General features: G+C 73.9%; 20 protein-coding genes. 8 read left to right on the top strand and 12 right to left on the bottom strand.

The window, feature by feature from the left end; all coding sequences use genetic code 11:
• Nucleotides 1–1,209: a protein phosphatase 2C domain-containing protein gene (locus tag WMF42_RS13860; RefSeq protein ID WP_233560951.1), complete on the bottom strand. Its 1,209-nt coding sequence runs from the start codon at nucleotides 1,207–1,209 to the stop codon at nucleotides 1–3.
• 308 nt (nucleotides 1,210–1,517) lie between these two features.
• Here WMF42_RS13860 and WMF42_RS13855 point away from each other — a divergent pair, with 308 nt between their 5' ends.
• The gene (locus tag WMF42_RS13855) at nucleotides 1,518–1,667 is read left to right on the top strand and encodes a hypothetical protein (protein WP_155799138.1); all 150 of its coding nucleotides are present in this window, start codon (nucleotides 1,518–1,520) and stop codon (nucleotides 1,665–1,667) included.
• A gap of 277 nt (nucleotides 1,668–1,944) precedes the next feature.
• On the top strand, nucleotides 1,945–2,910 hold the full coding sequence (locus WMF42_RS13850) for a hypothetical protein (protein WP_061613434.1): 966 nt from the start codon (nucleotides 1,945–1,947) through the stop codon (nucleotides 2,908–2,910).
• Nucleotides 2,911–3,003: 93 nt separating this feature from the next.
• Here the strand turns inward: WMF42_RS13850 and WMF42_RS13845 are convergent, their stop codons facing one another.
• From WMF42_RS13845 to WMF42_RS13815, 7 genes are all read right to left on the bottom strand, one after another.
• Complete coding sequence (locus WMF42_RS13845) at nucleotides 3,004–4,143, bottom strand: acyl-CoA dehydrogenase family protein (RefSeq protein ID WP_061613433.1); 1,140 nt, start codon at nucleotides 4,141–4,143, stop codon at nucleotides 3,004–3,006.
• Between the two features lie 77 nt (nucleotides 4,144–4,220).
• Nucleotides 4,221–4,364 carry a hypothetical protein gene (locus WMF42_RS13840; protein WP_199694562.1) on the bottom strand — a complete coding sequence of 48 codons (144 nt, stop codon included), beginning with the start codon at nucleotides 4,362–4,364 and terminating at the stop codon, nucleotides 4,221–4,223.
• The gene (locus WMF42_RS13835) at nucleotides 4,364–4,642 is read right to left on the bottom strand and encodes a CcmD family protein (RefSeq protein WP_061613432.1); all 279 of its coding nucleotides are present in this window, start codon (nucleotides 4,640–4,642) and stop codon (nucleotides 4,364–4,366) included. The genes WMF42_RS13840 and WMF42_RS13835 overlap by 1 nt, the downstream gene beginning before the upstream one ends.
• A 4-nt stretch (nucleotides 4,643–4,646) precedes the next feature.
• A complete protein-coding gene (ccsA, locus tag WMF42_RS13830; RefSeq protein ID WP_233562726.1) occupies nucleotides 4,647–5,390 on the bottom strand; it encodes a cytochrome c biogenesis protein CcsA in 744 nt (247 codons plus the stop codon).
• Nucleotides 5,391–5,536: 146 nt separating this feature from the next.
• Nucleotides 5,537–6,928 (bottom strand): TolC family protein, encoded by a 1,392-nt coding sequence (locus WMF42_RS13825; protein WP_061613430.1) that lies wholly within the window; start codon nucleotides 6,926–6,928, stop codon nucleotides 5,537–5,539.
• Between the two features lie 71 nt (nucleotides 6,929–6,999).
• Nucleotides 7,000–8,547: a sigma-54-dependent transcriptional regulator gene (locus tag WMF42_RS13820; protein WP_437692372.1), complete on the bottom strand. Its 1,548-nt coding sequence runs from the start codon at nucleotides 8,545–8,547 to the stop codon at nucleotides 7,000–7,002.
• 16 nt (nucleotides 8,548–8,563) lie between these two features.
• A complete protein-coding gene (locus tag WMF42_RS13815; protein ID WP_061613427.1) occupies nucleotides 8,564–9,709 on the bottom strand; it encodes a diguanylate cyclase in 1,146 nt (381 codons plus the stop codon).
• A 131-nt stretch (nucleotides 9,710–9,840) separates the two neighbouring features.
• Between WMF42_RS13815 and WMF42_RS13810 the strand changes: the two genes are divergently transcribed.
• On the top strand, nucleotides 9,841–10,812 hold the full coding sequence (locus tag WMF42_RS13810) for a COX15/CtaA family protein (protein WP_061613426.1): 972 nt from the start codon (nucleotides 9,841–9,843) through the stop codon (nucleotides 10,810–10,812).
• Nucleotides 10,813–10,852: 40 nt separating this feature from the next.
• Here WMF42_RS13810 and WMF42_RS13805 read toward each other — a convergent pair whose 3' ends face one another.
• The gene (locus WMF42_RS13805; protein WP_437692369.1) at nucleotides 10,853–11,533 is read right to left on the bottom strand and encodes a hypothetical protein; all 681 of its coding nucleotides are present in this window, start codon (nucleotides 11,531–11,533) and stop codon (nucleotides 10,853–10,855) included.
• A gap of 60 nt (nucleotides 11,534–11,593) precedes the next feature.
• Here WMF42_RS13805 and WMF42_RS13800 point away from each other — a divergent pair, with 60 nt between their 5' ends.
• Entirely contained in the window at nucleotides 11,594–12,169 is a 576-nt protein-coding gene (locus WMF42_RS13800) for a DUF99 family protein (RefSeq protein ID WP_437692367.1), read from the top strand.
• Nucleotides 12,170–12,217: 48 nt separating this feature from the next.
• Here the strand turns inward: WMF42_RS13800 and WMF42_RS13795 are convergent, their stop codons facing one another.
• Nucleotides 12,218–13,642, bottom strand: a complete 1,425-nt coding sequence (locus tag WMF42_RS13795) for a hypothetical protein (RefSeq protein WP_437692365.1) — start codon at nucleotides 13,640–13,642, stop codon at nucleotides 12,218–12,220.
• Nucleotides 13,643–13,909: 267 nt separating this feature from the next.
• Here WMF42_RS13795 and WMF42_RS13790 point away from each other — a divergent pair, with 267 nt between their 5' ends.
• The 4 genes from WMF42_RS13790 to WMF42_RS13775 all read left to right on the top strand — a co-directional run bounded on the left by WMF42_RS13790 (nucleotide 13,910) and on the right by WMF42_RS13775 (nucleotide 23,075).
• The gene (locus tag WMF42_RS13790) at nucleotides 13,910–14,473 is read left to right on the top strand and encodes a bactofilin family protein (RefSeq protein ID WP_437692363.1); all 564 of its coding nucleotides are present in this window, start codon (nucleotides 13,910–13,912) and stop codon (nucleotides 14,471–14,473) included.
• Between the two features lie 72 nt (nucleotides 14,474–14,545).
• A complete protein-coding gene (locus WMF42_RS13785) occupies nucleotides 14,546–15,466 on the top strand; it encodes an SRPBCC family protein (protein ID WP_061608910.1) in 921 nt (306 codons plus the stop codon).
• 473 nt (nucleotides 15,467–15,939) lie between these two features.
• A complete protein-coding gene (locus WMF42_RS13780; protein WP_437692361.1) occupies nucleotides 15,940–19,068 on the top strand; it encodes a PD-(D/E)XK nuclease family protein in 3,129 nt (1,042 codons plus the stop codon).
• Entirely contained in the window at nucleotides 19,065–23,075 is a 4,011-nt protein-coding gene (locus WMF42_RS13775; RefSeq protein WP_437692359.1) for a UvrD-helicase domain-containing protein, read from the top strand. Before WMF42_RS13780 ends, WMF42_RS13775 begins: the two co-directional genes overlap by 4 nt.
• Nucleotides 23,076–23,157: 82 nt before the next feature.
• Here WMF42_RS13775 and WMF42_RS13770 read toward each other — a convergent pair whose 3' ends face one another.
• Nucleotides 23,158–23,949 (bottom strand): SDR family oxidoreductase, encoded by a 792-nt coding sequence (locus WMF42_RS13770; protein ID WP_437692357.1) that lies wholly within the window; start codon nucleotides 23,947–23,949, stop codon nucleotides 23,158–23,160.
• 13 nt (nucleotides 23,950–23,962) lie between these two features.
• Nucleotides 23,963–26,377: an endopeptidase La gene (lon, locus tag WMF42_RS13765; RefSeq protein WP_061611486.1), complete on the bottom strand. Its 2,415-nt coding sequence runs from the start codon at nucleotides 26,375–26,377 to the stop codon at nucleotides 23,963–23,965.
• Nucleotides 26,378–26,386 lie beyond the last annotated feature (9 nt).

Below are 26,386 nucleotides of genomic sequence, written 5' to 3'. Positions count from 1 at the left end.
TCAGCCGGTCCCGAGCGCGAGGTAGCGCGCGAGCCGCTGGTACAGGGCCGCCGCGAGCTCGGCGTCGTGCTCGCAGACCTCGGCGAAGTCGTCCTTGCGGATCCGGATGAGCCGCGTCCGCCCCGCCGCGACGGGCAGCTCGCCCTTGCGCCGCGCGCCCACGAGCGACTCGGGGAAGAGCAGCCCGGACGAGCCGACCCGCCGGCCGTCGGGCAGGTCCACGGCCCCGTCGAGCACCAGGTAAGCGACAAGATCGCTCGCGACGTCGCGCGGGATCCGATCGCCCGCGCTGAGCTCCACCTCGACGCCCGCCGCGAGCGCGCCCAGCACCGCGGCGGGGCTCATGCCGGCGAGCAGCGGGCACGCGGAGAGCACCGAGAGCTCGCGCGACGACGGCCCGGCGTCGTCCGCGCGCTTGACGAAGCGCTCCTTGATGTCGATGACGATCACGCTCGCGTTGTCGAGCCCTCCCCGCTCGCGCGCGTGATTGAGGAGGCCGGCCGCGACGTCCTCGGGGCTGCCCTTCGCGCAGAAGCGCGAGAGCGACGCCTCGCTGTCGATCGCGTTGTGGACGCCGTCGGTGCAGAGGAGGATGCGGTCGCCGCGGGAGAGATCCACGAACAGCGTGTCGACGGAGACGGTGCCCGCGAGCCCGATCGCGTTCACGAGCGGGTTCCGTTGCGGCTTCCTGGCCGTTGTCGCCTTGCCGGCCGCGCGGAGCGTATCGTAGAGGGCGTGGTCCTGGGTGAGCTGGACGGTGGTCGTCGGTCGAACCAGGTAGGCGCGGCTGTCGCCGGCGTGGGCGAAGAACGCGCGGCTGTGCGCGAGCACCACGAAGTCGAGCGTGGTGCCCATCCCCTGGTAGCTCGGCTCCTTGCGGCGCGCCTCGAGGATGGCGTCGTGCGCGGCCTCGGCGACGCGGCGGAGCAGCGCGAACACCTCGCGGCGCGCCTCGATGTTCGGGTCGGCCACGTAGGCGTCGAGGATCGCGGCCGCGGGCGGGCGGAGCACCTCGTCGCGCACCGTGTCGATCGCGATCTGGGCGGCGACCTCGCCGGCGGCGTGGCCCCCCATCCCGTCCGCGATGGCGAAGAGGGCGAGCTCGGGACAGCAGAGGAGCCGGTCCTCGTTGCTCGGGCGGACGAGGCCGACATCCGTCGATGCGGCGAACTCGATGCGGTAGTCGAAGCGCGGAAGGATCCGGGACACCGCGACCAGGATAGACACCGCGCGGGCGGCGTCAAAATCGCTCGACCGCGATCGGCCGCTCGACCGCGCCACGCTCGCTCGCCTCCGCGCTCGCCCGCCCGCGGCCGCCTCGCGCTCGCCCCCTCCGGCGTGCGCGCCCTGCCGCCCCGGAGCGCGGCCGCGCGCGCTGCGCGACGTCGCCGGGCACACGCCGGCGCGGCCCCGGCGCGCCCTGCCCGGGCGCGGGCGCGGCCGTGCCCCCGGCGGACACACCAGCGTCCAACGCGCACGGATCCATGCTTGGCCCGAGTCTCGCGTGCTCGGGGGGCATGCAACTCATCGAGGTGGACGCCGGGCGCTTTCGGCTCGAATTCGGCGGTGGGCTCGGGCTGGAGGTCATCCTCCTGTTCAGCCGCTCGGTCGCCTTCTGGCGCTGGGGCGGCGAGCTCGTTGCGGAGGTCAGCGTCGGCGTGAGCTGAGCCGGACATCCGTCGTCTCGACCCGAGCCCAGCGCCGCAGCAGATTCGAGGCGTCAGCGAAAGAGCCCCAGACGAAAAATTCCGGTAGGATTCGGCTCGACCGCATGAGGCCTTGCTGCTGTCTGCACTCCACCACGCCCCTCCCTGCCGCGGATTCACCGCAGGCTCGCACAGCGATTCCGCCGTTCACGCCCGAGCTCGGCGGGCAGACGCGGCCGGCGCGATCGGCGCAGCGAGCGCTCCCAGGCGCGACGCCGCGCAGAACGTGGAGCGCGCGATGAGCGTGCAACCGCGGATCGACGTCGCGACGATGCGGCGCGCCCTGTCCACCGCCGAGGCGGTGATGGCGCTGAACCCGCCCGAGTCGCCGATGGTCGAGGGGTACCGGCTGTTCCGCGTCTCGGGCGGCGACGTCGCGTGGCTGGATCTGCCGGCGAGCAGCGGCGCGTACGCCGTCTTCGGCTCGCACCCGCGCTGCGACGTGAAGTTCGCCTCGGGCGACGACGTGTGCGTGCGCCACCTGGTCGCCACCTGCTGCAACCTCGGCGACGGCGGCTTCGGGCTGCGGCTCATGGATCTGCAGACCTCGATCCCGTTCTTCGTCGACGACGACGTGCCGCGTCGCTCGATCGTTGTCAGCGGCCCGCTGCTCGTCCGCATCGGCAAGCACGTTGTCGGCGGCATCCCGGTCGGGCCGCGGGCCTCGTCGCGGGTGCTGCAGGTGAGCTCGTGCGGGATGAGCGAGCCGCCGCGCGGCCTCGAGAGCGTCTCCGAGAAGCCCGCTGTCGAGGGCGCGGCGCCCCAGGCGCCGACCGAGGGCATCACGACCAGCCACCGCTTCGCGCGCGGCGAGATCTCGCACATCACGTCGGTGCGCCCTGTCTCGCACATCGAGGAGATGGTGGCGCCTCGGGCGAAGACCGGGTACGTGCGGCTCACGCTGCAGTCGAGCGACCGCAGCGCCGCGGTCGAGCTGCCCGAGCAGGCGCTCGACGACGGCGTGCTGCTCGGGCGCGCCGACAACTGCCTGGATCGCGGGCTGCGCGCCGTCCTGAGCACGCACATCTCGCGGACGCACCTGCTGCTCCTGCGGGACGGCGCCGAGATCATGGCGCTCGATCTCTGCTCGACGAACGGGACGAGGCACGCGGGCCAGAAGGTCCGCCGCGTGATGATCCCCGCCGAGGGCCTGGCCCTCACGCTGGGCCCCGAGCTGACGCTGATCTGGCACCCCCAACCCTGAAGCCAGACGCGAGGCCGCCGCCCGGGTGAGGCGCCGAGCGAGCCGGCCCCGCTCGGCGTGCCCGCGGCCGGCTCTCCAGGGGCGATCGGCGCCCTACGACAGGAGCTGGCGCGCGATGACGATGCGCTGGATCTGGCTCGTGCCTTCGTAGATCTGGAGGACCTTCGCGTCGCGCATCATCTTCTCGACGGGGTACTCCTTCACGTAGCCGTTGCCGCCGAACACCTGGACGGCGTCGACGGCGGTCAGCATCGCGCTGTCGGCGCCATAGGCCTTCGCGAAGCTCGAGACGATCGGGTCGCGCACCCCGTGATCGAGGTTCCACGCGGCCTTCTGGTAGAGCAGACGCGTCCCCTCGACGCGGATCGCCATCTCCGCGAGCATCCACTGGACGAGCTGGTGGTTGCCGATCGGCTGGCCGAACGCCTTGCGCTCCTTGGCGTAGGCGACGCACTCGTCGACGCAGCGCCGCATCAGCCCCGTCGCGGCCGCGCCGATGTCGGGGCGCGTCTGGTTGAAGGTCTCCATCGCGAGCTTGAAGCCTTGCCCCTCCGGCGCGAGGAGGTTCTGCTTCGGCACCTTCACGTCATCGAGGAACACCTGGGCCGTGTCGCTCGCGCGCTGGCCGAGCTTGTCCTCCTTCTTGCCGACGCGGAGGCCGGGCGTGTCGCGATCGACGATGAACGCCGCGATGCCCTTGTGCCGGAGCTCCGGGTTCGAGGTCGCGAAGATCACGTAGAAGCGCGCGAAGCTCGCGTTCGTGATCCAGCACTTCTGCCCGTTCAGCACGTAGTCGTCCCCGTGCTTCGTGAAGCGGGTCTTGAGGCCGGCGACGTCGCTGCCGGCGTCCGGCTCGCTCGTGCAGTAGCTCGCCATGATCGGCTCGGCGTTGAGCATGCCGAGGTACTTCTTCTTCTGCTCCTCGCTGCCCGCGAGCTTGATGGGCGTGAGCGCGAGCCCGTTGGCGAGGAAGCTCGTCTGGATCCCGGTACACCCGTAGGAGAGCTCCTCGGCGAGCAGGGCGTTCTCGAGCTCGCCCATCCCCGGGCCGCCGTACTCGGCCGGGCACGTCGGGTTGACGAGGCCGATGTTCCAGCCCTCCAGGAACACGTCCATCGGGAAGTACGATTTCTGATCGCACTCGGCCGCGATCGGGATGATGCGCTCCTTCGTGAAGCGGCGCGCCGTATCGATGAGAGCCTTGTGCTCTTCGCTCACAGAGAAATCGACCACCTGGGACCTCCGGCTAGTGGGGCAGGCGCGGCGCTCGCAGCGCCCACCGGGACGCGGGACGAGGGCTCGCGCCCCCGTCACTCCTTCATTCTGCGCCTACGTCGCTCGAGCTCGGCGCGCACGGCGCGGCTGCCCAAGATGTAGCCGATGATCAGCCCCAGCATCAGCACCACGGGGATGTAGAGCGCGTGCTGCGGGGTCATCTCCCCGATGTTCGGCATCAGCTCGTCCCCTGGCCCGAGCTGGCCCGCGCCCGCTGCACGGCGGCCTCGAGCGCGTCGATGCGACGATCGATCTGCTTCTGCCGGCGCCAGGAGAGGAAGACCATCGCAAAGACGATGAGCCAGATCGCGGCGTAGGCCTCGACGAGCAGCTTCTCCCCGCTCTGGATCTCGTTCCCCCCCTGCACGGGGCGGAACGACTGCGCTCGGTCGTCCGTTGTGGTGCCCGTCGGTTGCTGCAGGGCCGCGTGAGCGAACAAGGAATGAAGGGAATTCACGATCTCAGTCCTCTCCGATGCCGACTTCGAGGGCCTCTTGCTCGAGCTCCGCGAGCCGCGCGGACGCGAGATCGACGCGGAGGCGCGCCCACAGGAGCGCGAGGGAGAGCAGCGTGAACGCGAGGAAGCCGAAGCCGAGCGCCAACTTCATGTCAGGGTGCCCGAGGCCGCCGCCCTTGCCCGTGATGACGGTGGGATGGTTACCGCCCCACATCTTCACCGAATAGTGGATGATCGGCAGGTTGGCCGCGCCGAGGACGCCGAGGGCCGCGGCGAACTTGCGCTCGGCGTCGCTGTCGCCGGTGAAGGCGCGGAGCACGACATAGGCGACGTAGATAAGGACGCTGAGCAGCGAGGTGGTCAGGCGTGGATCCCACGTCCAGTACACGCCCCACGCCTTGGCGGCCCACAGCGGGCCGGTGATGAGGACGATCAGGCCCATCGCCACGGCGACCTGCGCGCCGGACTTCGCCAGCGAGTCCCACCACTGGGTGCCGCGCGCGAGGTAGCCGGCGGAGCCGATGAAGCAGGCGGTCGCGCCGAGGTACATCGCGTACCCGGCGGGGGCGTGGAAGTAGAATATCTTCTGCACGATCCCCATCGAGGCCTCCGTCGGCACGACGTAGGCGACGAAATGGAGAGTGCCGATGATGGCCGCGGCCGCCGCGGCGAGCAGGACCGAGAACGCGATGGTGGAGCCGCCCGAGGCGCCGCGGCGCGCCGCATCCCCGTTCGCTGCCACGGCCATTCTGTGCGGCGCCCGCCTGTCGTCAGCTCCCATGCTGGGGCGCACGGTAGTGCCAAGGACGGCCGCGTTCAAGCCGCGGTGCGCGCAGAGGCCGGCCCCGGGGGAGCAAGGGCGGCGCCCTGGCTCAGCGCGTCCGGTCCCATGGCTCAGGTGCCGTCTGGCGCGATCGCGTCCCAGCCGGTGGCCTTCGCGAGGCGCGACATCGCCATGTCGAGATCCATCGTCGCGTTGAGCTGGTTGAAGCGGTTCGTCGCGTACGCCTTGGCTGGATCGATGAGATCCTTCTCGGCCATCGTCCCGACGTCGATCCCTTGTTGCACCATCACGAGCCACCGCTTGCCGTACCTGGCCGCCTTGGCGTAGGCGTCGAGGCGCCGCTGGGCCTCCACGACCTCGGCGTAGGCGGTCTCGACCTCGGTGGCGACGCCGCCCATGGCGAGGCGCTGCGTCGCGGCCATCTCCTCGAGCTGCGCCTCGGCGAAGCGGACGCGGGCCGACTGCGGGAGCAGGTCGAGCTTCCACTGCAGCACGAGCGCGGCGCCGTAGTGGAAGTAGTTGCCGGGGTCGCTGGTGAACGGGTTGAGCTGATCGGCGACTTCGGGCGCGGCGCTCACGCCGACCTGGAGGCCGATGCCGATGTCGGGGAAGAGCTGCGCGCGCGCGAGCCGCACCTGCGCGGTGCGCGCGTCGAGGCCCGCGCGCGCCTGCGCGAGCTCGGGCCGGTACAGGCGCGCCGCGGTGAGGTAGCGGCTGACGTGACCGAGCCGGTGCTTCGGCGGGCGGATCGGGACGTCGGGGATGTCGATGTCCGGGACGCCCGTGTAGAAGCGCAGCCCCGCCAGCGCGACAGCGACGTACTTGTCGACCTCGGCCCCGCGCGCCTCGAGCTCGGCCCCGAAGGTCTGCAGCTTGAGGAGCTCGATGGGATCGCCCTCCTCGCGCTCGACCTGCTCCTCCAGGCGCTGGAGCGCCTTGTCCATCTCGCGCCGCACGTCCATGAGCAGGCTCCGCGAGTCGCGCGCGAGCTGGAGGCCGAAGTAGGCCTTGCGGACGTCGAGCCGGACCGCGTCCCGCTCCTTCTCCACGTTCGCCTGGTTGACGCGGACGTTCGCCTCGGCGGCGTCCCAGAGGCTCGTGATCTTGCCGAAGGTCCAGAGCGGCACGACGCCGTCGATGTTCGCGCGCCAGGCGACGCCGAGGCTCGAGGTGAGCGAGACGTCGGTGTTCGGGCTGAAGACGTTGTTGCCGCGGACGGTCGGCGCGAGCGCGACGCCCCCTGTCAGCTTGAACTGCGAGAACGGGGCGTAGTGGGCCTCGTCGAGCTGCGCGCGGACCTGGTTGAGCCGCGCGCGGGCGGCGGCGACGTTCGGGTGATTGCGGTCGGCGAGCGCGAGGACGCGGGGGAGGTCGTGGACGACCGCCGCTTGCCGCCGGGGCGCCTCGCCGGCGTCGGCGGCGGCAGCGGCGGACGGGGTGAGCCGGACCGCGAGGGAGACGGCGGCGGCGACAAGGGCACCTCGTGCAGCGCGTCGGGCCATTTTCGGCGCAACGTAGCACGAGCCGGCCGCGCGCTTGCGCGGCGTGGGGCGCGCGATGCCCGTGGAGCGCGTCAGCCCGCGTCGTCCCCGTCCGGCCCCGCCCCCGCGTCCGCCGCTGCCAGCGTTCCCGGCTGCCTGTCCGCCTGCGCTTCCTGCGCTTCTTGCGCTTCTTGCGCTTCTTGCGCTTCTTGCGCCTCCTGCGTCGATTCCTCGTCTCCCCTCGCCGCGATCTTCTTCTTGAGCCTCCGGAAATTCGAGCGATCCATGCCCGCCTGCCGCGCCGCCTCGCTCAGGTTGTTGCCCGTGCGCTGCAGCAGGCGCCGGACGTAGATCTGATCGAACGCGTCGACGGCGCGCTCCTTGGCCTCCGCATAGGGGAGCTCGCAGAGCTGCGCGGGCAGGACGAGCGCGTCCCGGGGGGGACGCCGCTCCGGCCCTGCGCGCCCCGACACCGAGGGCGGGAGGTCCGCGGGCAGGATCGCCTCGCCGCGCGCGGAGATCACGGCGTGCTCGATCGCGCTCTCGAGCTCGCGGGCGTTGCCCGGCCAGGCGTGCTCGCGCAGGAGCCGCGCCGCCTCGGGGCCGATCCGCCGGACGTCGCGGCCGTGGGCGCGCACATACCGGTTCAGGTAGTGGCTCGCGAGCAGCGCGATGTCCTCCCGGCGCCGCCGGAGCGGCGGCAGCTCGACGAGGATGACGCCGAGGCGGTAGAGGAGGTCCTCGCGAAACTGGCCGGCAGCGGCGCGCTCCCTCAGGTCGGCGCACGTCGACGCGATGACCCGCACGTCGACGCGCCGCGGCTCGCCCCCTGCCCTCGCGATCTCGCCGTGGGTGAGGACCCGGAGCAGCCTGGCCTGGGCCGCGAGCGACAGCGCCGAGACCTCTTCGAGGAAGAGCGTCCCCTTGTCCGCCGCCTCGACCAGGCCCGCGCCGGCGTGCCCGTCCGGCGCGGGGTCGCGATCCCCGTCGAAGAGATCGTCCTCGGCGCGCGGCCCGGGCAGCGCGCTGCAGTCGACCGCGACGAAGCGCGCCCCGGCGCGCGGCCCGCGCCGGTGGACGGCGCGCGCAACGAGCTCCCTGCCCGTCCCGCGCTCGCCGATCAGCAGGATGGGCGCCGCCAGGGCCGCGACGCCGAGCGCCTTCCGGTACGCCTCCTGCATCGCGGCGGAGCTCGTGATCACCTCGCCGAGCTGCTCGTGCTCGCCGACCCGCTCCTCGAGCGCCCTGGCGCGGGCGACGAGCCGCCGGCGCTCGATCGCGCGCTCGATCGCTGTCGCGAGCGCCGCCTCCGGGTCGACGGGCTTCATCACGAACGCGTACGCGCCGGCGCGCACGGCCGCGACCGCCGCCTCGACCTCGCTGTGGCCGGCCATCACCACGACCTCGACGGTGGGGAACCTCGCCTTGATGTGCTCGAGCACCTCGGCGCCGCCCATGCGCGGCATGGCGAGGTCGAGCAGCACGACCTCGACGCGGGTGGTCGCGAGCAGCCCGAGCGCGGCGGGGCCGTCCTCCGCGGTGAGGACGTCGAAGTCGCGCACGAGCGCGCGCGCCAGGCCGCGGCGCTGGGCCGGCTCGTCGTCGACCAGGAGGATGCGGGCGCGAGCGGCGGCGTTCACGACGTGAGGCGGCGGACTAGAGCGGCTTGCGCGGGAGGGGCGGGAGGTCCGTGCCCCGGCGCGTCTGCGGCTCCCTCGCGTCGTCCTGGGCCGCGACGAAGGCGGGATCGCTGGACCGCCGGAGCTTGCCCGGGGGCGGCTGCGCCGGCTGCTCGGCGCTCCCGGTCGGCGTGTAGATCTGGCCGTGCTGCTGGAAGACGCAGATCCGGTTGCCGCCCTCGCGCTTCGCCTGGTGGAGCGCGCTCTCCGCGGCGCGGATCAGCGCGTCCTTGGTGCGGACGTCGCGCGAGGGGTACAGCGAGACGCCGATGGACACGCTGCAGGGCCGCGTCGCGCCGCCGAACTCGACCGGGTTGCCGGAGGCCTCGCGCCAGATCCGCTCGGCCACGGTCAGCGACCCGGCGAAATGCGTGCTCGGCAGCACGATGAGGAACTCCTCGCCGCCGTAGCGCGCGACAACGTCCACCTCGCGGACCGAGCGGCGGATCCCGTCGGCCACGCGCCGGATCACGGCGTCACCGAGCGTGCGCCCCCCGATCTCGTTCATCGCCTTGAGCCGATCGATGTCGACGAGCACGCAGGCGAACGGCTCGTGGTAGCGCTCCGCGCGCTTGAACTCCTCGTTGAGCCGCGTGAAGAGGTAACGGTAGTTGTAGAGCCCCGTCATCTCGTCGTGGATGGAGAGCTGCTCGAGGTAGGCGCGCTGCGCCGCCACGTGGTCGTGCAGCCGCTTGATCCGCAGCATCGCCCCGACGCGCGCGAGGAGCTCCTCCTCCTCGAACGGCTTGCAGACGTAGTCGTCGGCGCCGATCTTGAGCCCCTCGACCCGGCTCGCCGTGTCGGTCTTCACCGTGACGAGCACCACGGGGAGGAAGCTCTCGGACGTCATGCTCTTGAGGAGCCTGCACGCCTCCAGGCCCGTGAGCCGGGGCATCACGATGTCGAGGAGCGCGAGATCGACCCCCCCGCGGCCGATGAGCTCGATCGCCTCCTGGCCGTCGTCGACCGCCTCGACCTGGAAGCCGGCCTTGTGGAGGATGCTCACGAGCATCTGGCGCGCGAGGCGGTCGTCGTCCGCCACCACGATCCTGGGCGGACGGCTGCTCAGGAGCTCGGCCGGCGCAGAGGGCGGAGCGCCCCGGATGTCCTCGCTGATCGGCACGGGCACATCCTCCCTTCGGCCGGGTCCGGGCGCAACGAGATCGCACGACGGCGCGAGCCGGCTCGCGGGGCCGCCTCGCGGGCCGGCCTCGCGGGCTGCCGTCGCGCTGGTTTCGCGGTAAGGACCCCCTCATGAATCAGGCGCGGTTCTGGAAGCTCGCGGCGCTCGCGCTGGCCTTCACGCTCGGCGTGATCCTGTGGGGCGCGTTCGTGCGCGCGACCGGCTCGGGGGCCGGCTGCGGCAGCCACTGGCCGACGTGCAACGGCGACGTCATCCCACGTTCACCGAGCGCGGCGACCTTCATCGAGTTCACCCACCGCGCCACGTCGGGCATCGCGTTCCTGCTCGTCGCGCTGCAGCTCGTCTGGGCGTTCGTCGCCTATCCGTCGGGCCACCCGGTGCGCGGCGGCGCGGCCGCGTCGATGCTGTTCATGATCACCGAGGCGGCGGTCGGCGCCGGGATCGTCCTGCTCGAGTACGTCGCCCACGACGCGTCCGCGGCCCGCGCGCTCTGGATGGCCGTGCACCTCATCAACACGTTCCTGCTCGTCGGCGCCATGACCTGCACGCTCTACTGGGCGCGCGGGGGCCGGCGCGTGCGCTGGCGCGGCCAGGGCGCGACGGGCGCGCTGCTCGCCGTCGGGCTCGCGGGGGTCCTCGCGGTCGGCGTGACCGGGGCCATCGCCGCGCTCGGCGACACGCTCTTCGCGGCGAGCTCGCTCCGCGAGGGCATCGCGCAGGATTTCTCGCCCACGGCCCACTTCCTGCTGCCGCTGCGCACGTTGCACCCGGTCGTGGCGGTGGTCGTGAGCGCCTACCTGCTCTTCGCCCGAGGCGCCATCGCGGCCCGGCGCCCGTCGCCGCTTGTCGAGCGGCTCTCGATGGCGACCGGGGGGCTCGTGCTGCTGCAGATCGGCGCGGGGCTGCTCAACCTCCTGCTGCTCGCGCCGGTGTGGATGCAGCTCGTGCACCTCCTGCTCGCCGATCTCCTGTGGATGGTCCTCGTCACGCTCGCCGCGGCCGCGTTGGGCGAGCCGGCAGCGGCGGCCGATCCGGGCCCGAGCGGGGAGGAGAAGGCGCGCTCGGAGGCGGTCGCCGCCTGAAGGCGATCGCGGCGCCGGCAGGTCCTCGGGCGGGGCGCCTCTAGAACTCGGTCGAGCCCTCGTCACCGGTCCCGGGCTCCTGCGGGATCGTGCGACGGACAGCGCGCTTTCGCGCTCCCTCGGCCTGCGGCGCGGCGCCCTGATCGGGGACGGACGGGGGAAAGTCGACCTGCAGCACGACCCCTTGATCGGTCTCGATCACGCGGTAGGTCGCGTCGGTCTGCGCGCGCAGGTCGATCACCATGTCGAGATCGTTGCCCTGGTCGACGAGCTGCACCTGGCTGACCGGGGTCGCGAAGAAGGCGGTCACGAGCGGGAAGCGGTTCGTCTGGATCGCCCCTGCGCCCTTCATCCGGTAGACGAGGCGCCCCGCGGCCTTCGACTCGGCGACGTCGACCTTGCCGCCGTGGATCTGCACGAAAACGCGCGAGCCACCGGTCGGGAGCATGCGGAAGCCCGGGAACGTGGCGACCGGCCGCCCGTCGAGGACCGCGGCCTTCTGCTTCGGCTTGCGCGCGCGAGCGGCGCGCTGCCGGGTCGCCTGCGGCGCGCCGGCGGCGCCCGCGCGGGGGGCGTCGGCCGCCGGATTCCCCGCGGCGGCGGCCTTCGCGGGCGCCGGGGCGGCCTTCGGGGCCGCCGGGGCGCTCTGCGCGAGGGCCAGCGACGGGGCGAGGCCGAACGCCAGCGAGAAGATCACGGAGAGGTACCGGGGAGGTCGCACAGTAGCAGTACAGCACGACCGCCCGGCCCGGAGAAGCCGGCAGCGCGATAAGCTCTGCGCGTGCCGCCGCGCGCCCCCCGCCTGTCGCACGTCGTCGGCGTCGACGACGCCCCGTTCGCCCGCGAGCACCGCGGCGACGTGCCGGTCGTCGGGACGGTCTTCGCGGGCCTGCGCCTCGAGGGGGTGCTCTCGACCCGCGTCCGGCGCGACGGGCGGAACGCCACGCCGGCGATCGCCGCGATGATCGCCGGCTCCCGCTTCTATCCCCAGGCGCAGGTGGTCATGCTGCAGGGCATCGCCGTGGCGGGCTTCAACGTGGTCGACATCGCGGCGCTGCGCGACGCCCTCGCCCTCCCCGTCGTGGTGGTCGCGCGGCGCCTCCCGGACCTCGACGCGATCCGCGACGCGCTGCTCTCGCGCGTCCGGGGAGGGCGCCGCAAGTGGGCGCTCATCGAGCGCGCCGGCAAGATGGAGCCCGTCGGGGGCGTGTACGTGCAGCGCGCCGGGATCTCGCTCGAGGACACGAGCGCGCTGATCGCGCGGCTCTCGGTGCACGGCCACCTCCCCGAGCCCCTGCGCGCCGCGCACCTCATCGCCGGCGGGCTGACCACGGGCGAGAGCCGCGGGCGCGCGTGACCGTGAGCAACCGAGCGTGACCGTGCGCCCGCCTCCGGGCCGCGTCCGCTAGAGCCCGCGCGGGCCCGCAGCGCTGGCCATGGCCGGCTTCTCGGGCTTCTCGCCGCGGCCTGTCACCTTCGAGTAGATGACGTCGAGGTTCGCGGTGATGTCGAGATAGAACTGCGCCTCGGGGCTGTAGAAGAAGTTCCTGCGGCGGCCGTCGGGCCCGATCTGGCGGTTGGTGTTGTTGTACCCGAGCGTGAGGTCGACGACCTCGTAGACCGGGTAGCTCAGGCTGACGTTGAACGCTGTCTGGGGGACGTAGGTCGTCCCCCCGGAGCCGTCGTACGGGGCGCAGCCGCCGAGGATCTCGACGCATCCCTCCCCGAACTCGTGCTTGAAGTCGCTGAGCAACCCGAAGCTCGTCGCCATGGAGAGGTCCTTGTAGAGCGGCAGGTTGAGCTCGAGGCTCGTGGTCAGCCGATCCATGGCGAAGGACCACCCGGTGAGCTGCTCGTCGAGCGCCACCTCACCGCTCGGAGCCTGCCGCGGTCGCCGGAGGGAATCGTTCACCGGCGTGTACGACTCGGCGAAGAGGTGGGCGTAGGTCACGCCGAGCGTCGCCGTCACATGGTTGAGGCCGTCGGCCTTCGACCCGAGCAGCTTGACCTTCTGGATGAGCTGCGGGCCGAGCCCGAGCGTGAAGTACTTGCCGGAGTTCCAGCTCGCCGGCGAGGTCGGCAGGGTCACGCGCAGGCGCATGGCGGCGTCCGTCTTGTACTCGCCGCGGTTCGCGCCGCCGCTCTCCCATATCTCGCGGCTGTACCGGGCGTTGAGGGCCACGTCCTTGAGCTGCGGCTCCCGGTAATCGGTCGTGATGTCGCTGTTCGTGAGCTCGACGACCCAGCCGATGTCGGCGGACACCGAGACCTTGTCCCTGGGACGGTCGAGCACGTAGTAGTTCGGCCGCAGCGTGAAGTCCCAGCCGTAGACCTGGACGGCAGGGGTGTACTCGCCGCCGACGCCGAGGAGCGTCGTGCTCCCGCCCTGGTTCCATGTGAACGTCGTCCCGCGCCAGCGCAGGGTCGTCTCCTCTTCCTCTTCGAGCAGGACGTCGGCCGCGGTGGCCTGGTTCCAGCGCACAGCGGGTGTGGTGACCGGCCCCACGTCGGGACCCGGGGTCTTCGTGGGCGGCGGCGCAACCTGGGGCGCCGGCTCGGGGGGCGGCGGCGCCGGCTCCGCGGGCTGGGCCCCAACGGTCCCAGCAGGGACTCCCGGGCCAGCGGCAGCGGCGCCGGGAGCAGCGGCGGCGCCGGGAGCAGCGGCGGCGGCACCGGCGGGAACCGGCGCCGGCTCGGCCGGAGGAGCTTGCTCGGCGGGCGGCGCGGGATCGGCCGGCGGAGCCTTCGGCGGCTCGGGCGGCGTCTGCGCGGACGCCACCGAGACGCTGCCCAGGACACCGGCAGCCACAAGCAACGATCGGAACGTCATCTCCACTCCCTCTCCTGGTCCCTTCGGACCCTCACCGCTCCACCGCGCGCTCGGCCAGACGTCCGCCCGCCTCGCCCGCCACCCGGCGCGTCAACGCGCCGGCAGATCTGCTCGGCCCGGCTTCTCTGCAGAAATCGTACCCTGCAGCAAAATCGCCATAAGCATCCAGATTCATTGATGAAAATTGGCCGTATCAGCGGGCGCGTTACAGCGCTGACGCGCGGCCCCGTTGCGAATGTGACGATGCCTGAAGTAATCCAACGGGCGATGGAGCCGACGTCCTTCCCGGGCGACAGAGACTCGCCCCTCTCGCCGCGATCCTCCGGAGGCCCTCGCGGCGACGACGCGGGCGGCCACAGGCCCACCGAGATCAACGCCCTCCTCGGCCGCGGGACGCACTTCGAAGGCAAGCTCTTCTTCGAGGGTCGGGTGCGCATCGATGGAAGCTTCCGCGGGGAGATCCGCGGCGAGGACGTGCTCGTGATCGGCGAGGGAGCGCTCGTGATCGGCGAGATCCACGTGGTGACGTGCATCGTCACGGGCGGCGAGGTGCAGGCGAGCATCCGCGCGCGCGACGCCATCGAGCTCTACGCGCCCTCCAAGGTGACCGGCGCCCTGCACGCGCCCGCCATCTTCATCGATCGCGGCGTGCAGTTCGACGGTTCGTGCAAGATGGCCCCCCTGGAGGACGAGCCCGGTGAGCGGTCGGCGCGGCCGCCCGCCGCGTCCGTCGAGCCGGAAGCCGACACCGCCGGACAGGGCGCGAGGGCCGCCGAGGACAGCGGCGGCGTCGCGCAGCGCGGCGCGAAGCGCTCCGACGCCGAGCGCTGAATTCCAGCCGCCTCCGACGAAGGCGCACTTTGTATAATGCGCAGGGGTGCGGCTGCCCGTTCAACGAGTTACATGTACTGGGAGGCTGCGCTCTCGCCGCCCGAGGCGCACGCCCGCGACGTGGTTGGCAACCACACGACGACGGACGCTGCTCGCACAGGAGAGTCCATGAAGAAGTGGTGGTCCCTGTCTCTGTTTGCCTTCTCCCTCGCCGTCCTTGCCCTCTCGCTGCCCCCGCGCGCGGCCCGCGCCGCCGACGCCGAATCGGAGAAGCTCGCGTCGCTTGGGCGAGCGCTGCGGTACACGCTGAAGACCACCGGACCGGCCTCCGCGATCGACACCGGGGGCGCGGCGATCCTCGTGAAAGCGCCGCTGCCGACCGTCCGGAAGCTCGTCACCTCCTACGGGAGCTACAAGACGTTCATCAGCTCCTTTGACCAGAGCCGCGTGCTCGCGAAGCGCAAAGGCACGAGCGAGGTGTATCTCCAGGTGCCGATCCTGAACGGCGCCGCGCACATCTGGACCGTCGCCGACATGTCGCCGCCCACGAAGGACGGCGCCGACGAGGTGATCTCCGGGCGCTTCAAGCGCGGCAACGTCGCCGATTTTCGCGCGCGCTGGCGGCTCCGCGCCATCGATGAGCACCACACGATCCTGAAGCTCGAGATCTTCGTCGCGCCGAAGCTCCCGTTCCCGCCCTCGGTGGTGACGACGCAGCTCGTCAGGGCGGCGGACAGGGCGGTGACCGCTGTGCGCGACCGCGCCCAGGGCAAGCCGCCCGTCAGCGCGCAGGCGACCGCCGCGCCCGGCGCACCGTCGCAGGCGGCCGCGAGCACCACCGCCACCGCACAGAGCGGCTCCGACCCGGCTGGACAGGCGGCCGAGCAGAGCAGCCGCGTGGCAGCCCCCGCCCCGTCGCCCACGACCGTGTCCGACTTGCCGCCGGCCGATGACGCCAGCGTGCATCGCTCCAAGGACGTGGCGCGCCGGTAGCTGGCCGTCGTCCTCGGGGCGCCTCCGGACAGAGCGCCTGACCACTTCCCTCACCCCATCTGCTGTAGAGCTCGGCCAGGACTCCTGTCCTGAGACCTGACCGCCGCCCAGCGGCCCTTCGAGGCCGCTGCGCCTGTGAGCACCGCGAAGCGTCCCAGACGCGCCCCGGCTCGCTCCTCCGCCCGCAGCTCCGCGGGCTTACCAGGGCGTGCGGCCCCGGCCGCCCGTGGTGCGCTCGGGGGTTTCAACATGCCTTCCGAGCTTCCCACAGGAATTCCCACCTTCCGCGGGAGTTAATCAACACCCCTCGCGCCTGACGGAGGTTGCGAGGGGACGGATGCATGAAGTAAAGCCTGTGCGGTGAGGTTCCCCTTGCCGGATGAGCAGTCAGGCGCACCGGCCCCCTCGCAGCATCCTCCTGCAGTGTGGGGCGAACGCGCTTCCCAGGAGCGGCGCCCGGCCGTCTGGCAGCGGTGATCAGGACATCGCTCCTCCTCGTCCCGACCGAGCGGCACGTCGAGCGCGAGCTCGCCGCCCTCGAGGGGCGCGAGGCGCGTGCCGGGGGCCTGGAAGTCCGTTCACGGTGGAGCTTCGTCTCCGAGGCGCTCGCCCTGCTCGCGCCCGACGTCGCGATAGCGAGCCCGCAGGCGACCCGCCTCGCCACGCGGCTCGCCCTCGACGCGCTGCCGCCGGACCGGCTGCGGCAGCCGATCGAGCCCGCCGCGCGCGTCGCGCTCGCGCACGCCCTGGACCGCGCCCTCGGGAGCTTCCGGCGCGCCGGCACCACCCCGGCGGACCTGCAGGCGCTCGGCACACCCTACGCGATCGCCATCGGCGAGGTGCTCGATCGGGCGGACGCTGCCCTGCGGGCGGCGCGCCTCGTGGACCCGCGCAGCGCGGGGTTCCTGCTCGCGCGGGCGCTCCGCGCCGGGGGCGCGTCCGGCGCGCTCCCGCTGCCGCGCAAGGTCACGATCCGCGGCGCCGTCTCCTGGGAGCCGGACGATCTCGCCTGGGTCGAGGCGCTCCACGCCGCCGTCCGCGCCCGCGACGGCGCGGGGGTCACCGTCGAGCTACCCGCGCTCCAGGGCGACGGCGCGGCGCCCGTCGCCGATGCCCTAGAGCGGCGCTGGGCCTCGCTCGAGGACGCGCCGGAGATCGCGTGGGTGCCCGACGCGGGCGCGGAGCCGCTCGCCGCGATCAGCGCGAAGACCGCCGAGGGCGAGGCGCGCGCCGCCGCCGCCGAGGTGGCCGCGGCGCTCGGCCGCGGCGTCCCTCCCGAGCGGATCGCCGTCGTCGTGCCCACGCTCGACGACGCGGCGCTCGAGCCGCTCCGGGCCGCGCTGGCCGACGCGGGGGTCCGCTTCTGGGAGCCGCGCGGCCGCGCCGCCGCGAGCTGCCCCGACGGGCGCGTGGCGCTCGCGCTGCTCCGCCTCGCCGTGGGCCCGGTCCGGCGCGAGCAGACGATCGAGATCCTCCGCGCGCCCGGGGTCCACGCGGGCGCCTGGATGGACCGCGCGTCCGCCGCCGAGGCGGAGAAGCGCTCGGCCGACCTCGCCCACCGGCTGCGCGACGTGCCGGTCGAGGTGGATCGCACGGGCCGGCTGCTCATCGAGAGCCTCATCTCCGTCGTGGCGGCGCGCCGCGCGGACCGCCGCGCCGGACCGACGCGGGCCGCCGGCCGCGCGGCGCGGATGGAGGAGGCGGAGCTCGACCTGGGCGCGGAGGTGCTGCGCCGCGCGGGCGACGCGCAAGGCGACGACGAGGAGGCGTGGATGCCGCACGCGCTCGAGCGGCTGCTCGCCAGCGCCCGATGGGTCGGCGAGGCGACGACGCGGCCCGAGATCGTGCGGCGGTTCCTGTCGCTCCTCGACAAGCTGGGCTTCGGCGAGCCCGGGGTCGAGGAGCTCCGCGCCGCGCTGCGCGGGGAGCGGCGGGGGGGCGGGGCGATCGCGCTCGAGGCGATGGGCCAGGGCGCCCGGGCAGCGCGCGCGATCCGCGAGCAGGCGGAGGCGCTCGCGCGGGCGGCGCGCGACCTCGGCTGCGAGGAGCGGAGCGCCACCGCGGCCGAGGTCCACGCGGAGATCGAGCGGGGCGCGGCCGAGCTGGGCGCCGGGCCGCGCGGGGACGCGGGCCGCGCCGGCGCCGTGCGCGTCGACGTCGCCGCCGGGTTCACGGCGCTCGAGCACGACGTCGTGGTGGTGACGGGGCTCGACGCGCGCGCCTACGGCGGGAGCCCCGGCGCGGACGAGACCCTGCTCGGCGAGCCGCTCCGCGCCCGGCTGCCCGCGCCGAGCCGCCCCGCGGCGGGGCGCGAGCGCCAGGCGGCCCAGCGCGCGGAGCTCGGCTGGGCGCTCGCCGGCGCGAGGAGCGTCGCCGTCTGCTTCACGCGCGGGGACGACAGCGAGCCGAACGAGCCGCACCCGCTCTTCGAGGCGGCCGTCGCGGGCGGCGCGCGCGAGCGGACGGAGCCGGCCTCGCGCGTCGCGCCGGACGCGGCGACGCTCGGGCCGCGCGACGCGGAGCTCATCGCCCTCGCGGGCGGCGGGCAGCCGGCGGCGGACATCGCGGAGCGCGTCCGGATCGAGCGCGCGCGCGCGGACTTCTTCCTCGATCCGCGGGCGCCGATCGACGTCCACACGGGGCGCGTCCGCCTCGACGAGGATCCCGCGCTTGTCGCGCAGCTCAGGGCCGCGATCGGCGGGGCACACCCGGACAGGCCGATCGCGGTCACCCACATCGAGCGCGCCGTGGGCTGCGCCTTCGCGGGGTTCGCCCGCCGCGTGCTGCACGTGCGCCGCGCCGAGGACCTCGCCGAGTCGGCCGACGCGCGCGAGCGCGGCACGCTGATCCACCGCGCCCTGCAGGCCTCGTTCGAGGCGCTGCGCGAGCTCGGCCCGGACCACGATCCGGCCGAGCAGCTCGCGGCCGCGCGCGCGGCGGCCGAGGCGGCGCTCGGCGTCTCGGCGCCCATGGCCCCGCTCCGCCGCGAGGCGGTCGAGAAGGCGATCGCGGACGTGCTGGAGGTCGTGGTCCGCGCCATCGACGGGGAGGAGTCGCCGGAGCTCCGCTTCTTCCTGGCCGAGCGGCGCTTCGGCGCGGGAGAGGCGCCCCCGTGGCAGCCGCTCGAGCTACCCCCGTCGGACGACGACGAGGAGGGCGCGGCCGGCGCGCCGAGCCTGTGGGTCGACGGGCAGATCGACCGCATCGATCGCTCGACCGATCGACGCGTGGTGCGGGTCGTCGACTACAAGACAGGCAAGCTCCCCGACGCGAAGGAGCGGCGGCGCGCGCTCCAGCTCCCGCTCTACAGCGCCATCGCGGCGCGCGCGCTGGGCGCGGAGGAGGTGCGCGCCGTCTACATCGGCGTGCGCCAGCGCGGGATGATCGAGCTGTGGCCGCGCACGGCCGAGGAGCAGCGCGCGCTCGCCGAGGGCTGGGGTGAGGCCGCGCGCACGGCGCGGGCGGCGGTGGTCGCGCTCTGGCACGGCAGGGCCGCGCCGCGGCCGGCGCTGCCGACGCTGTGCGCGCGCTGCGACGCGCGCGACGTGTGCCGGCGCCCCGCGGTCGTGCCGACCGACGAGGCCGCGGAGGAGGTCGCGTGAGCGCCGCGCCGCGCGGGGCAGAGCTCGCCGAGGGCGACGCGCTCATCTACGCCTTCCGCCGCAACGTCGTTGTCGCCGCGAGCGCCGGCACCGGCAAGACGCACCGCCTCACGGCGCTCTACGTGCTGCTCACGCTCGGCCTCACCTCGCTCGGCCGGCCCGACGCCGCGTCCGCCGCGCCGCCGGTGCCGCCGGACCGCATCGTCGCGACGACGTTCTCCCGGGCCGCGGCGCGCGAGATCGCCCACCGCATCGAGCGATCGCTGCGGGAGATCGCGCGCTGGGACGGCGAGGCGAGCATCCCCTTCGCCGACATCCTCCGCGCGCGGCAGGCGGCCGTCGGCGCGGGCGGCGAGGCGCTCTCCGTGGGCGAGCTGCGGAAGCGCGCGGAGGAGGCGCTCGCCCGCCTCCCCGCCGCGCGCATCGACACGCTGCACGGCGTGGCCAAGCAGATCGTGGACCGGCACGCGATCGCGATGGGGCTCTCGCCGGCCGCGCGCATCCTCGACGAGGAGGAGGCGCAGGCGCTCAGCGATCTCGCGGTCGACGAGGCGCTGAGCCGCGCGCTCGCGGAGGGGGGCGAGCGCGCCGAGGCCGCGCGCGCGCTCGTCGCCGCGACGGGCAGCGTGGAGGCCGCGCGGAGCGAGGTGACGCGCCTGCTCGACCGGCTCGACGAGGACGGCCTCACGCCGCGCCGGCTCGCCCTGTCCGACCACGCCGCCGAGGCCGGCGCGCTCGCGCGGGAGCTCTCCCGGCTCGCCGCCGAGAGCGCCGCGCTCGGCAGCGCCGCGTTCCGCGAGCCGGCGGCCGCGCTCGCCGCGGCGCTCGGCCGCGACGCCGGCGGCGGGCCGTTCCCGGCGGGCGCGGCGGGCGCCGCGCTGATCGAGCTGCTCACGCAGCGCAAGCCGCACAAGAGCAAGTGCACGCCGGCCGACGAGGCGCTCCTCGCCTTCCGCGAGGCGCTCCCGGGCGAGACCCACCGCGACAAGGCGCAGCAGCTCCTCGGCTTCCTCCGTGAGGCGCCAGCGCTGTCGCGCCGCGAGGGGCGGATCGTCGACCTGCTGGAGGAGATCCGCGAGCGGCTCGCCGCCATCCGCCGCACCGAGGGCGGCCTCGGCTTCGGGGATCTGCTGCGCGCGGCCCGGGACGGCCTGCGCGACGACCCGGCGATCGGCGCGGCGGCGCGCGGGTCGGTCGACGTGCTGCTCGTCGACGAGTTCCAGGACACGAGCGCGGTGCAGCGCGATCTCGTGTACCTCCTGCGCGAGCGCGACGACGCCGCCCTGGCGCGCCCGGCCGGCGTGGCTCCGACGGCGGCGGGCCTCCGGGGGCACGGGCTGTTCCTGGTCGGCGATCGCAAGCAGTCGATCTACGGGTTCCGCGGGGCCGACGTCGCGATCTTCTGCCGCGTCTGCGCGGAGCTCGCGGGCGCCGCCGCGGGCCGCGCGCTCGAGCTCTCGCCCTCGCTCTGGTCGCCCGAGCCGAGCGCCGATTTCGTCGCCCTCCGGGAGAGCCGCCGGTCGACGCCCGAGCTGCTCGCGTTCATCAACGCGTTCTCGGCGCGCGATTTCTCCCAGGACCGCGCGCGCGAGGGCGGCGCAGGCGCGCCGCGCGAGTTCGAGATCGCCTACAGCGCGGCGGAGCACCTCGTCGCGGCGCCGGGCGGGGCCTCGCAGGGCCCGACGGAGGTCGCGCTCGTCCACGACGACGGCAGCGCCCCGGACGGGGTCGACGCGCTCGTCCGCGACGCGCGGGGGCAGCTCCGCGAGGCGATGATCGCGGCCGCGTACATCGCGCGGCGCGTCCGCGGCGCGGGCAGCGGCGCGAGGGAGGCCGAGGGCGGCGATCTGCGCTTCCGCGACGTCGCCGTGCTCGCGCGGCGACGGAGCACGATCCCGCTCGTCGAGCTCGCCCTCGCGCGCCTCGAGATCCCGTACGTTGTGGCGGGCCGCGCGCTCTTCGACGCGGCGGAGATCCGCGACGTCGCCGCGATCCTCCGCCTGCTGCTCGATCCGCAGGATCGCCTTGCCCTCGCGACCGTCCTGCGCGGCCCGATGGTGGCGCTCTCGGACACGGCGCTCGCGATCCTCGCGCCTCCTGGACGTGGCCTCACGGTCCCGCTGCACGGCCGCTGGCCAGGCGCCGCTGCCGCGCAGGGGGGCCGGGCGCCGTCGCCGGACGACGCCGAGCCCGGGGACGGGCGTCCCCTCCCCGCGCTCGCGCGGCTGCCCGCGGCGGATCGCGATCGGCTCGAGGCGTTCCGCGCCCGCTTCTCCGGGCTGCGCCGCGCGGCGCTCCGCTCGACGCCCGGGGAGGCGATCCGCGCCGCTGTCTCCGCGTTCGATCTCGACCGCGTCCTCGCCGCGCTCCCCCGCGCTCAGGCGCGGATCGGCAACGTCGACCGCCTGATCTCCATCGCCCGCCGGCGGGGGGGCTCGCTCGCGAGCTTCGTCCGCTGGCTCGACCGCCGGATCCGCGACGAGGCGGACGAGCCGGAGGCCGCCGTCTTCTCGCCCGACGACGACGCCGTGCGGCTCACGACGATCCACGCCAGCAAGGGGCTCGATTTTCCGTCCGTGGTGCTCCTGGATCTGAACGCGGAGCCCCGCGCGGACCAGCCCGGCCTGAGCTACATCCCCGCCGCCGGGGAACGCCCCGCCGCGCTGCTCGTGCGCCATCACGCGCGGCGCGTCGACAGGCCGTCGCGGGCCGGCTGGCTCCACGACGCCGAGGCGCCGGCGCACGGGCCGTCGTGGCCCATCAGCACGCCCGCGCTCCAGGCTGCGCGCGCCGAGGTGCGGGCGCGGGAGCGCGCCGAGCGGCAGCGGCTGACCTACGTCGCGATCACCCGCGCCCGCCGCGAGCTCGTGCTCGTCGGCGCCGCGGCCAAGCCGCGGAGCGGCTCGGCGTGGCTCACGTTGACGGCGAACGCCGAGCCCCGACCTGCGTCGGCCGACGGCGGCGCCGAGACCCGACCCGCGCCGGCCCCCGCCGTCGATCCCGGGGTGCCCGCGCTGCTCGCCGGCACGATCAGCGCCACGCTCGAGGCCCGCGCGCTGCTCGCCGAGGCGAAGCCGCCCGCCCCTGGCACCGACGCGTACGCGCGCGCCGCGCCGGTCCCCCCCGCGCTGGCGGCCGCGGAGCCCGCGCGCGCGCAGACGGTGCGGATCGCGACGGCATCGCTCGCGACGTTCCAGGGCTGCCCGCGCCGCTTCCGGCTGAGGCACCTCCTCGGCATCGGCGAGCCCGCCGGCGAGGGCCAGCTCGGCCTGTTCGACGTCGAGGGCCCGCCCGAGCTGCCCGGCGAGGAGCGCGTCGAGATCGAGGACGGCGCGGACCCTCGCCCACCCGGACGCGCCGCGCACCGAGTGCTCCAGCGCTGGCCGCGCGCGCGGTGGGGCGAGCCGACGGACGCCGCGGACGTCGTCGCGCGGCTCACCTTCGAGGGGCTCGCGCCGCACGGCCCCGACGCGCTGCGCACCGCCGAGGGCATCGCCCGCTTCCTGGGAGGGCCTTACGCGCGGCAGGCGCGGGACGAGGAGGCGGCGCTGCTCCGGGAGGAGGCGCTCGTGCTCGACGTGGAGCCCCAGGGCGCCGGCGAGCGGCGCGAGGCCAGGCTCGCGCTGGCGCTCGCGATCGATCTCGCCGTGCTGCATCCGAGCGGGCTCATCGACGTCATCGAATACAAGCGCGCGCGCCCCCGGGCGGATCTCGCGCCGTACGAGCTTCGCCTGCGGGCGAGCGCGCTCGCGCTGAGGAAGCGCCACCCGGATCGACAGATCCGCGCCGGCGTGCTCTTCCTCGGCGCCGCGGCGGAGCCCGCGTGGCTCAGGGCCTCGGGGGCGACGGGGACGATCGCGGACGACGAGCATGCGCGGTTCGAGCGCGAGCTCGCCCGGCTCGCCGAGCGCTTCTCCGAGGCGAGGGGCGAGGGCCGCTTCGACGCGGTGCCGGTCGAGACGTGCCGCAGGCTGCGCTGCGGGTTCGTACGGGCGTGCCACGGCTAGGCCGCGCGCGAGCCGCTCCATGCCGCCGCGCCGACGGCTCGACGGGCGTCGCGCCGCGCCGGCGCGCGGCGACCTGCGCCGCTCACCAGGCCGCGGGGGCCTTGTCGCGGAACACGCCGCCCTGCGGGCCGCCGCTCGGCAGCAGCGCGAGCCACACCGGCGTCTCGGCCCCCTCCTCCACGGACCGCGGCGCGTGCGCGCCGCCCATGTCCGTGCGCACCCAGCCCGGGCAGGCCGCGTTGCAGAGGATCCCGCGCCCGTCCCCCGCGAGCTCCCTCGCGAGGACGCCCGTGAGCGCGTTGAGCCCGATCTTCGAGACCGCGTAGGCCGACGACGGCCACCCCTCCGCGGCATGCCGCCCCGCGCTCACGTCGCCGACGAACTTGCGCATCAGCCCGATGAGCTCGTCGCGCGTCAGGTCGGCCTTCCCGAGCTGCGCCTGCAGCGACGCGGAGACGCTGCGTCGGTCGCCGAGCCCGCTCGTCACCATCACGATCCTCCCTTCGCGCCGCATCCGCGGGAGGAGCGCGTCCGTCAGCCGGAGCGGCCCGAAGAAGTTGACGTCGATGGTGGCGCGCGCGACCTCCGCGTCGAAGCCCTTCATCGCGATGCCCGCGTTGTTGACGACGATGTCGACGCCGCCGTGCTCCGCCGCGAGCGCGCGCGCGAGCTCCTCGACGCTCGCCTCGTCGGATACGTCGAGGCGCCGGGGCTCGACCGAGAGGCCCTGCTCCGCGAGCGCGGCCGCGGCGGCGCGCCCGCGGTCCTCGTCCCGGCTCCCCAGCACGACGTGGATCGCGCGGCGCGCGAGCTGACGGCAGACCTCGAGCCCGATCCCCCGGTTGCCGCCCGAGACCACCGCCACCCGCGTCATCGCGCGAGCCCCCTCACGCCCCCGCCTGCTCCTCGACCTCGTCCGCCGACGCGCTCTGCGACGAGGCGCGGCGCGGGGGCTCGAGGACGATCGGCAGGATCTCCTCCATCGACGACACCATCGTGATCTCGACCTGATCCTTCACGTCCTGCGGCACATCCTCGAGATCGCGCCGGTTCTTCGCGGGGATGAGCACGTGCCGGATGCCGGCGCGGTGCGCCGCCAGGAGCTTCTCCTTCACGCCGCCGACAGGCATCACCCGCCCGCGCAGCGAGATCTCCCCCGTCATTGCGACGTCGCTCCGCACCGGCGCGCCGAGGAGCAGCGACGCCACCGCGGCGAACATCGTCACCCCGGCGCTCGGCCCGTCCTTCGGCGTGCCGTGCTGCGGGATGTGCACGTGCAGATCGATCTCCTTGAGCCACTCCGGATCGAGGTGCAGCCGGTCGGCCTTGCTGCGCACGAAGCTCACCGCCGTGCTCGCCGACTCCTGCATCACGTTCCGCATGTTGCCGGTGAGCACCACGTTGCCCTTGCCCGGCATCTTCGTCGCCTCGATGAAGAGGATCTCGCCGCCCGCCGGCGTCCACGCGAGGCCGGTCGCGACCCCGGGCTGGAGCGTCCGCTCGGCCACCTCGGGCCGGTGCTTGTGCGGCCCGAGCACCTGCTCGACGTGCTCGGGCGTCGCCACCTCGCGCACGTCGTGGCCCTCGGCGACCTTGACCGCCGTCGCGCGGCACACCGCCGCGATCTGCCGCTCGAGGCCGCGCACGCCCGCCTCGCGCGTGTAGTGGTCGACGATCGACGCGACGCCCGGCTCCGTGAACTCCAGGCGCTCGTCCGTGAGCCCGTGCGCCGAGAGCTGCTTGGGCACCAGGAACTCCCGCGCGATCCCGAGCTTGTCGGTCCGCGTGTAGCCGGGGACCTCGATGACCTCCATACGGTCGACGAGCGGCCCCGGGATGCCGTCCCAGTTGTTCGCCGTCGCGAGGAACATCACCTGCGACAGGTCGAACGGCAGGTCGAGGTAGTGGTCCTGGAACGTCGAGTTCTGCTCGGGATCGAGCACCTCGAGCAGCGCCGCCGCCGGGTCTCCGCGCAGATCGACGCCCATCTTGTCGACCTCGTCGAGCACGAGCACCGGGTTCCGCGTCCCCGCCTTCTTGAGCGCCTGCAGGATGCGCCCGGGCAGCGCGCCCACGTACGTGCGCCGGTGACCGCGGATCTCCGCCTCGTCGCGCACGCCGCCGAGCGCGATGCGCTCGTAGCGCCGCCCCATGCTGCGCGCGATCGACTTGCCGAGCGACGTCTTGCCGACGCCGGGCGGCCCGATGAAGAGCAGGATCGGCCCCTTCTTGTCCGTGCGGAGCTGCCGGATCGCCGAGTACTCGACGATCCGCTTCTTCACCTTCTCGAGCCCGAGGTGATCCTCGTCGAGGCAGCGCCGCACGCTCTCGACGCTGAGCTTGTCCACGGTCGTCTTGGACCACGGCAGATCCGCGATCCACTCGAGGTAGGTCTTCGTGACGTTGAACTCGGCCGACTGCTGCGCCATCGAGCGCAGCCGGCTGAGCTGCTTGCGCACGACCTTGTCGACCTCCGCCGGCACCTTCGCGCGCCGGATGCGCTCGCGGAGCTCCTCGATCTCGTCGTCGTCGCCGCCCTCGCCGAGCTCCTCCTTGATCGACTTCATCTGCTGCCGGAGGATGTACTCGCGCTGCGACTTGCCCATCTCCTCCTGCACCATGGAGGAGATCTCCTTCTTGACCCGCAGCACCTCGAGCTGCCGGCCGACCATCGCGAGCACGAGGCGGACACGGGCCTTCACGTCGAACGCCTCGAGGATCTCCTGCTTGTCGCCGACCGACGCCTGAGCCTGCGGGAAGTTCGATGCGATGAGATCGGCGAGCGCGCCGGGCTCGCGCACGTTGTCGAGGATGCCCGCCGTGTCGCGCGGCAGGTTCGGCATGAGGCCGAGCACCTCGCGCGTCGCCTCGCGCAGGCCGGCGCCGAGCGCCTCGAGCTCCACGTCGCGAACGAGCGACTCCGGGATGCGCTCGATCCGCGCGCGCATGTACGGCTCCAGCGAGAACGCCGCCTTCACCCGGAAGCGGCCGAGCCCGTTCAGCACGACCGAGTAGTTGTTCGGCCCGAGCCGGATGACCTTCACGACGCGCGCGACGGTCCCGACGGAGTAGAGCTCCTTGAACGTCGGCTCATCGACGTCCGGCGACCGCTGGCTGATCACCCCCACGAGCGCGCGCTCGCGGCCGAGGAGATCCTCGACGAGGCGGACGCTCCGTGGCCGTCCGACGTTGATCGGCACGACCGACATCGGGAACAGCACCGAGTTGCGGAGCGGGAGGATCGGGACGCTGTCGGCGTCGGGCGAGGGGGGCGTTCGCGAAGAAGGATCGCCTGTCGGCATACGGACAAC

This window comes from Sorangium sp. So ce176, from assembly GCF_051519835.1.
GTDB classification, from domain to species: domain Bacteria; phylum Myxococcota_A; class Polyangia; order Polyangiales; family Polyangiaceae; genus Sorangium; species Sorangium cellulosum_G.
The sequence above is the reverse complement of the archived record's forward strand: the minus strand, read 5'-3'. Positions and strand labels throughout refer to the sequence as shown.

Bases quoted from the DNA above. Each gene is read 5' to 3' on its own strand.
- WMF42_RS13855 (WP_155799138.1), top strand. From the start codon at position 1,518: ATGCAACTCATCGAGGTGGACGCCGGGCGCTTTCGGCTCGAATTCGGC.
- WMF42_RS13850 (WP_061613434.1), top strand. From the start codon at position 1,945: ATGAGCGTGCAACCGCGGATCGACGTCGCGACGATGCGGCGCGCCCTG.
- WMF42_RS13840 (WP_199694562.1), bottom strand. From the start codon at position 4,364: ATGCCGAACATCGGGGAGATGACCCCGCAGCACGCGCTCTACATCCCC.
- ccsA (WP_233562726.1), bottom strand. From the start codon at position 5,390: ATGGCCGTGGCAGCGAACGGGGATGCGGCGCGCCGCGGCGCCTCGGGC.
- WMF42_RS13825 (WP_061613430.1), bottom strand. From the start codon at position 6,928: ATGGCCCGACGCGCTGCACGAGGTGCCCTTGTCGCCGCCGCCGTCTCC.
- WMF42_RS13810 (WP_061613426.1), top strand. From the start codon at position 9,841: ATGAATCAGGCGCGGTTCTGGAAGCTCGCGGCGCTCGCGCTGGCCTTC.
- WMF42_RS13795 (WP_437692365.1), bottom strand. From the start codon at position 13,642: ATGACGTTCCGATCGTTGCTTGTGGCTGCCGGTGTCCTGGGCAGCGTC.
- WMF42_RS13790 (WP_437692363.1), top strand. From the start codon at position 13,910: ATGGAGCCGACGTCCTTCCCGGGCGACAGAGACTCGCCCCTCTCGCCG.
- WMF42_RS13785 (WP_061608910.1), top strand. From the start codon at position 14,546: ATGTACTGGGAGGCTGCGCTCTCGCCGCCCGAGGCGCACGCCCGCGAC.
- WMF42_RS13770 (WP_437692357.1), bottom strand. From the start codon at position 23,949: ATGACGCGGGTGGCGGTGGTCTCGGGCGGCAACCGGGGGATCGGGCTC.
- lon (WP_061611486.1), bottom strand. From the start codon at position 26,377: ATGCCGACAGGCGATCCTTCTTCGCGAACGCCCCCCTCGCCCGACGCC.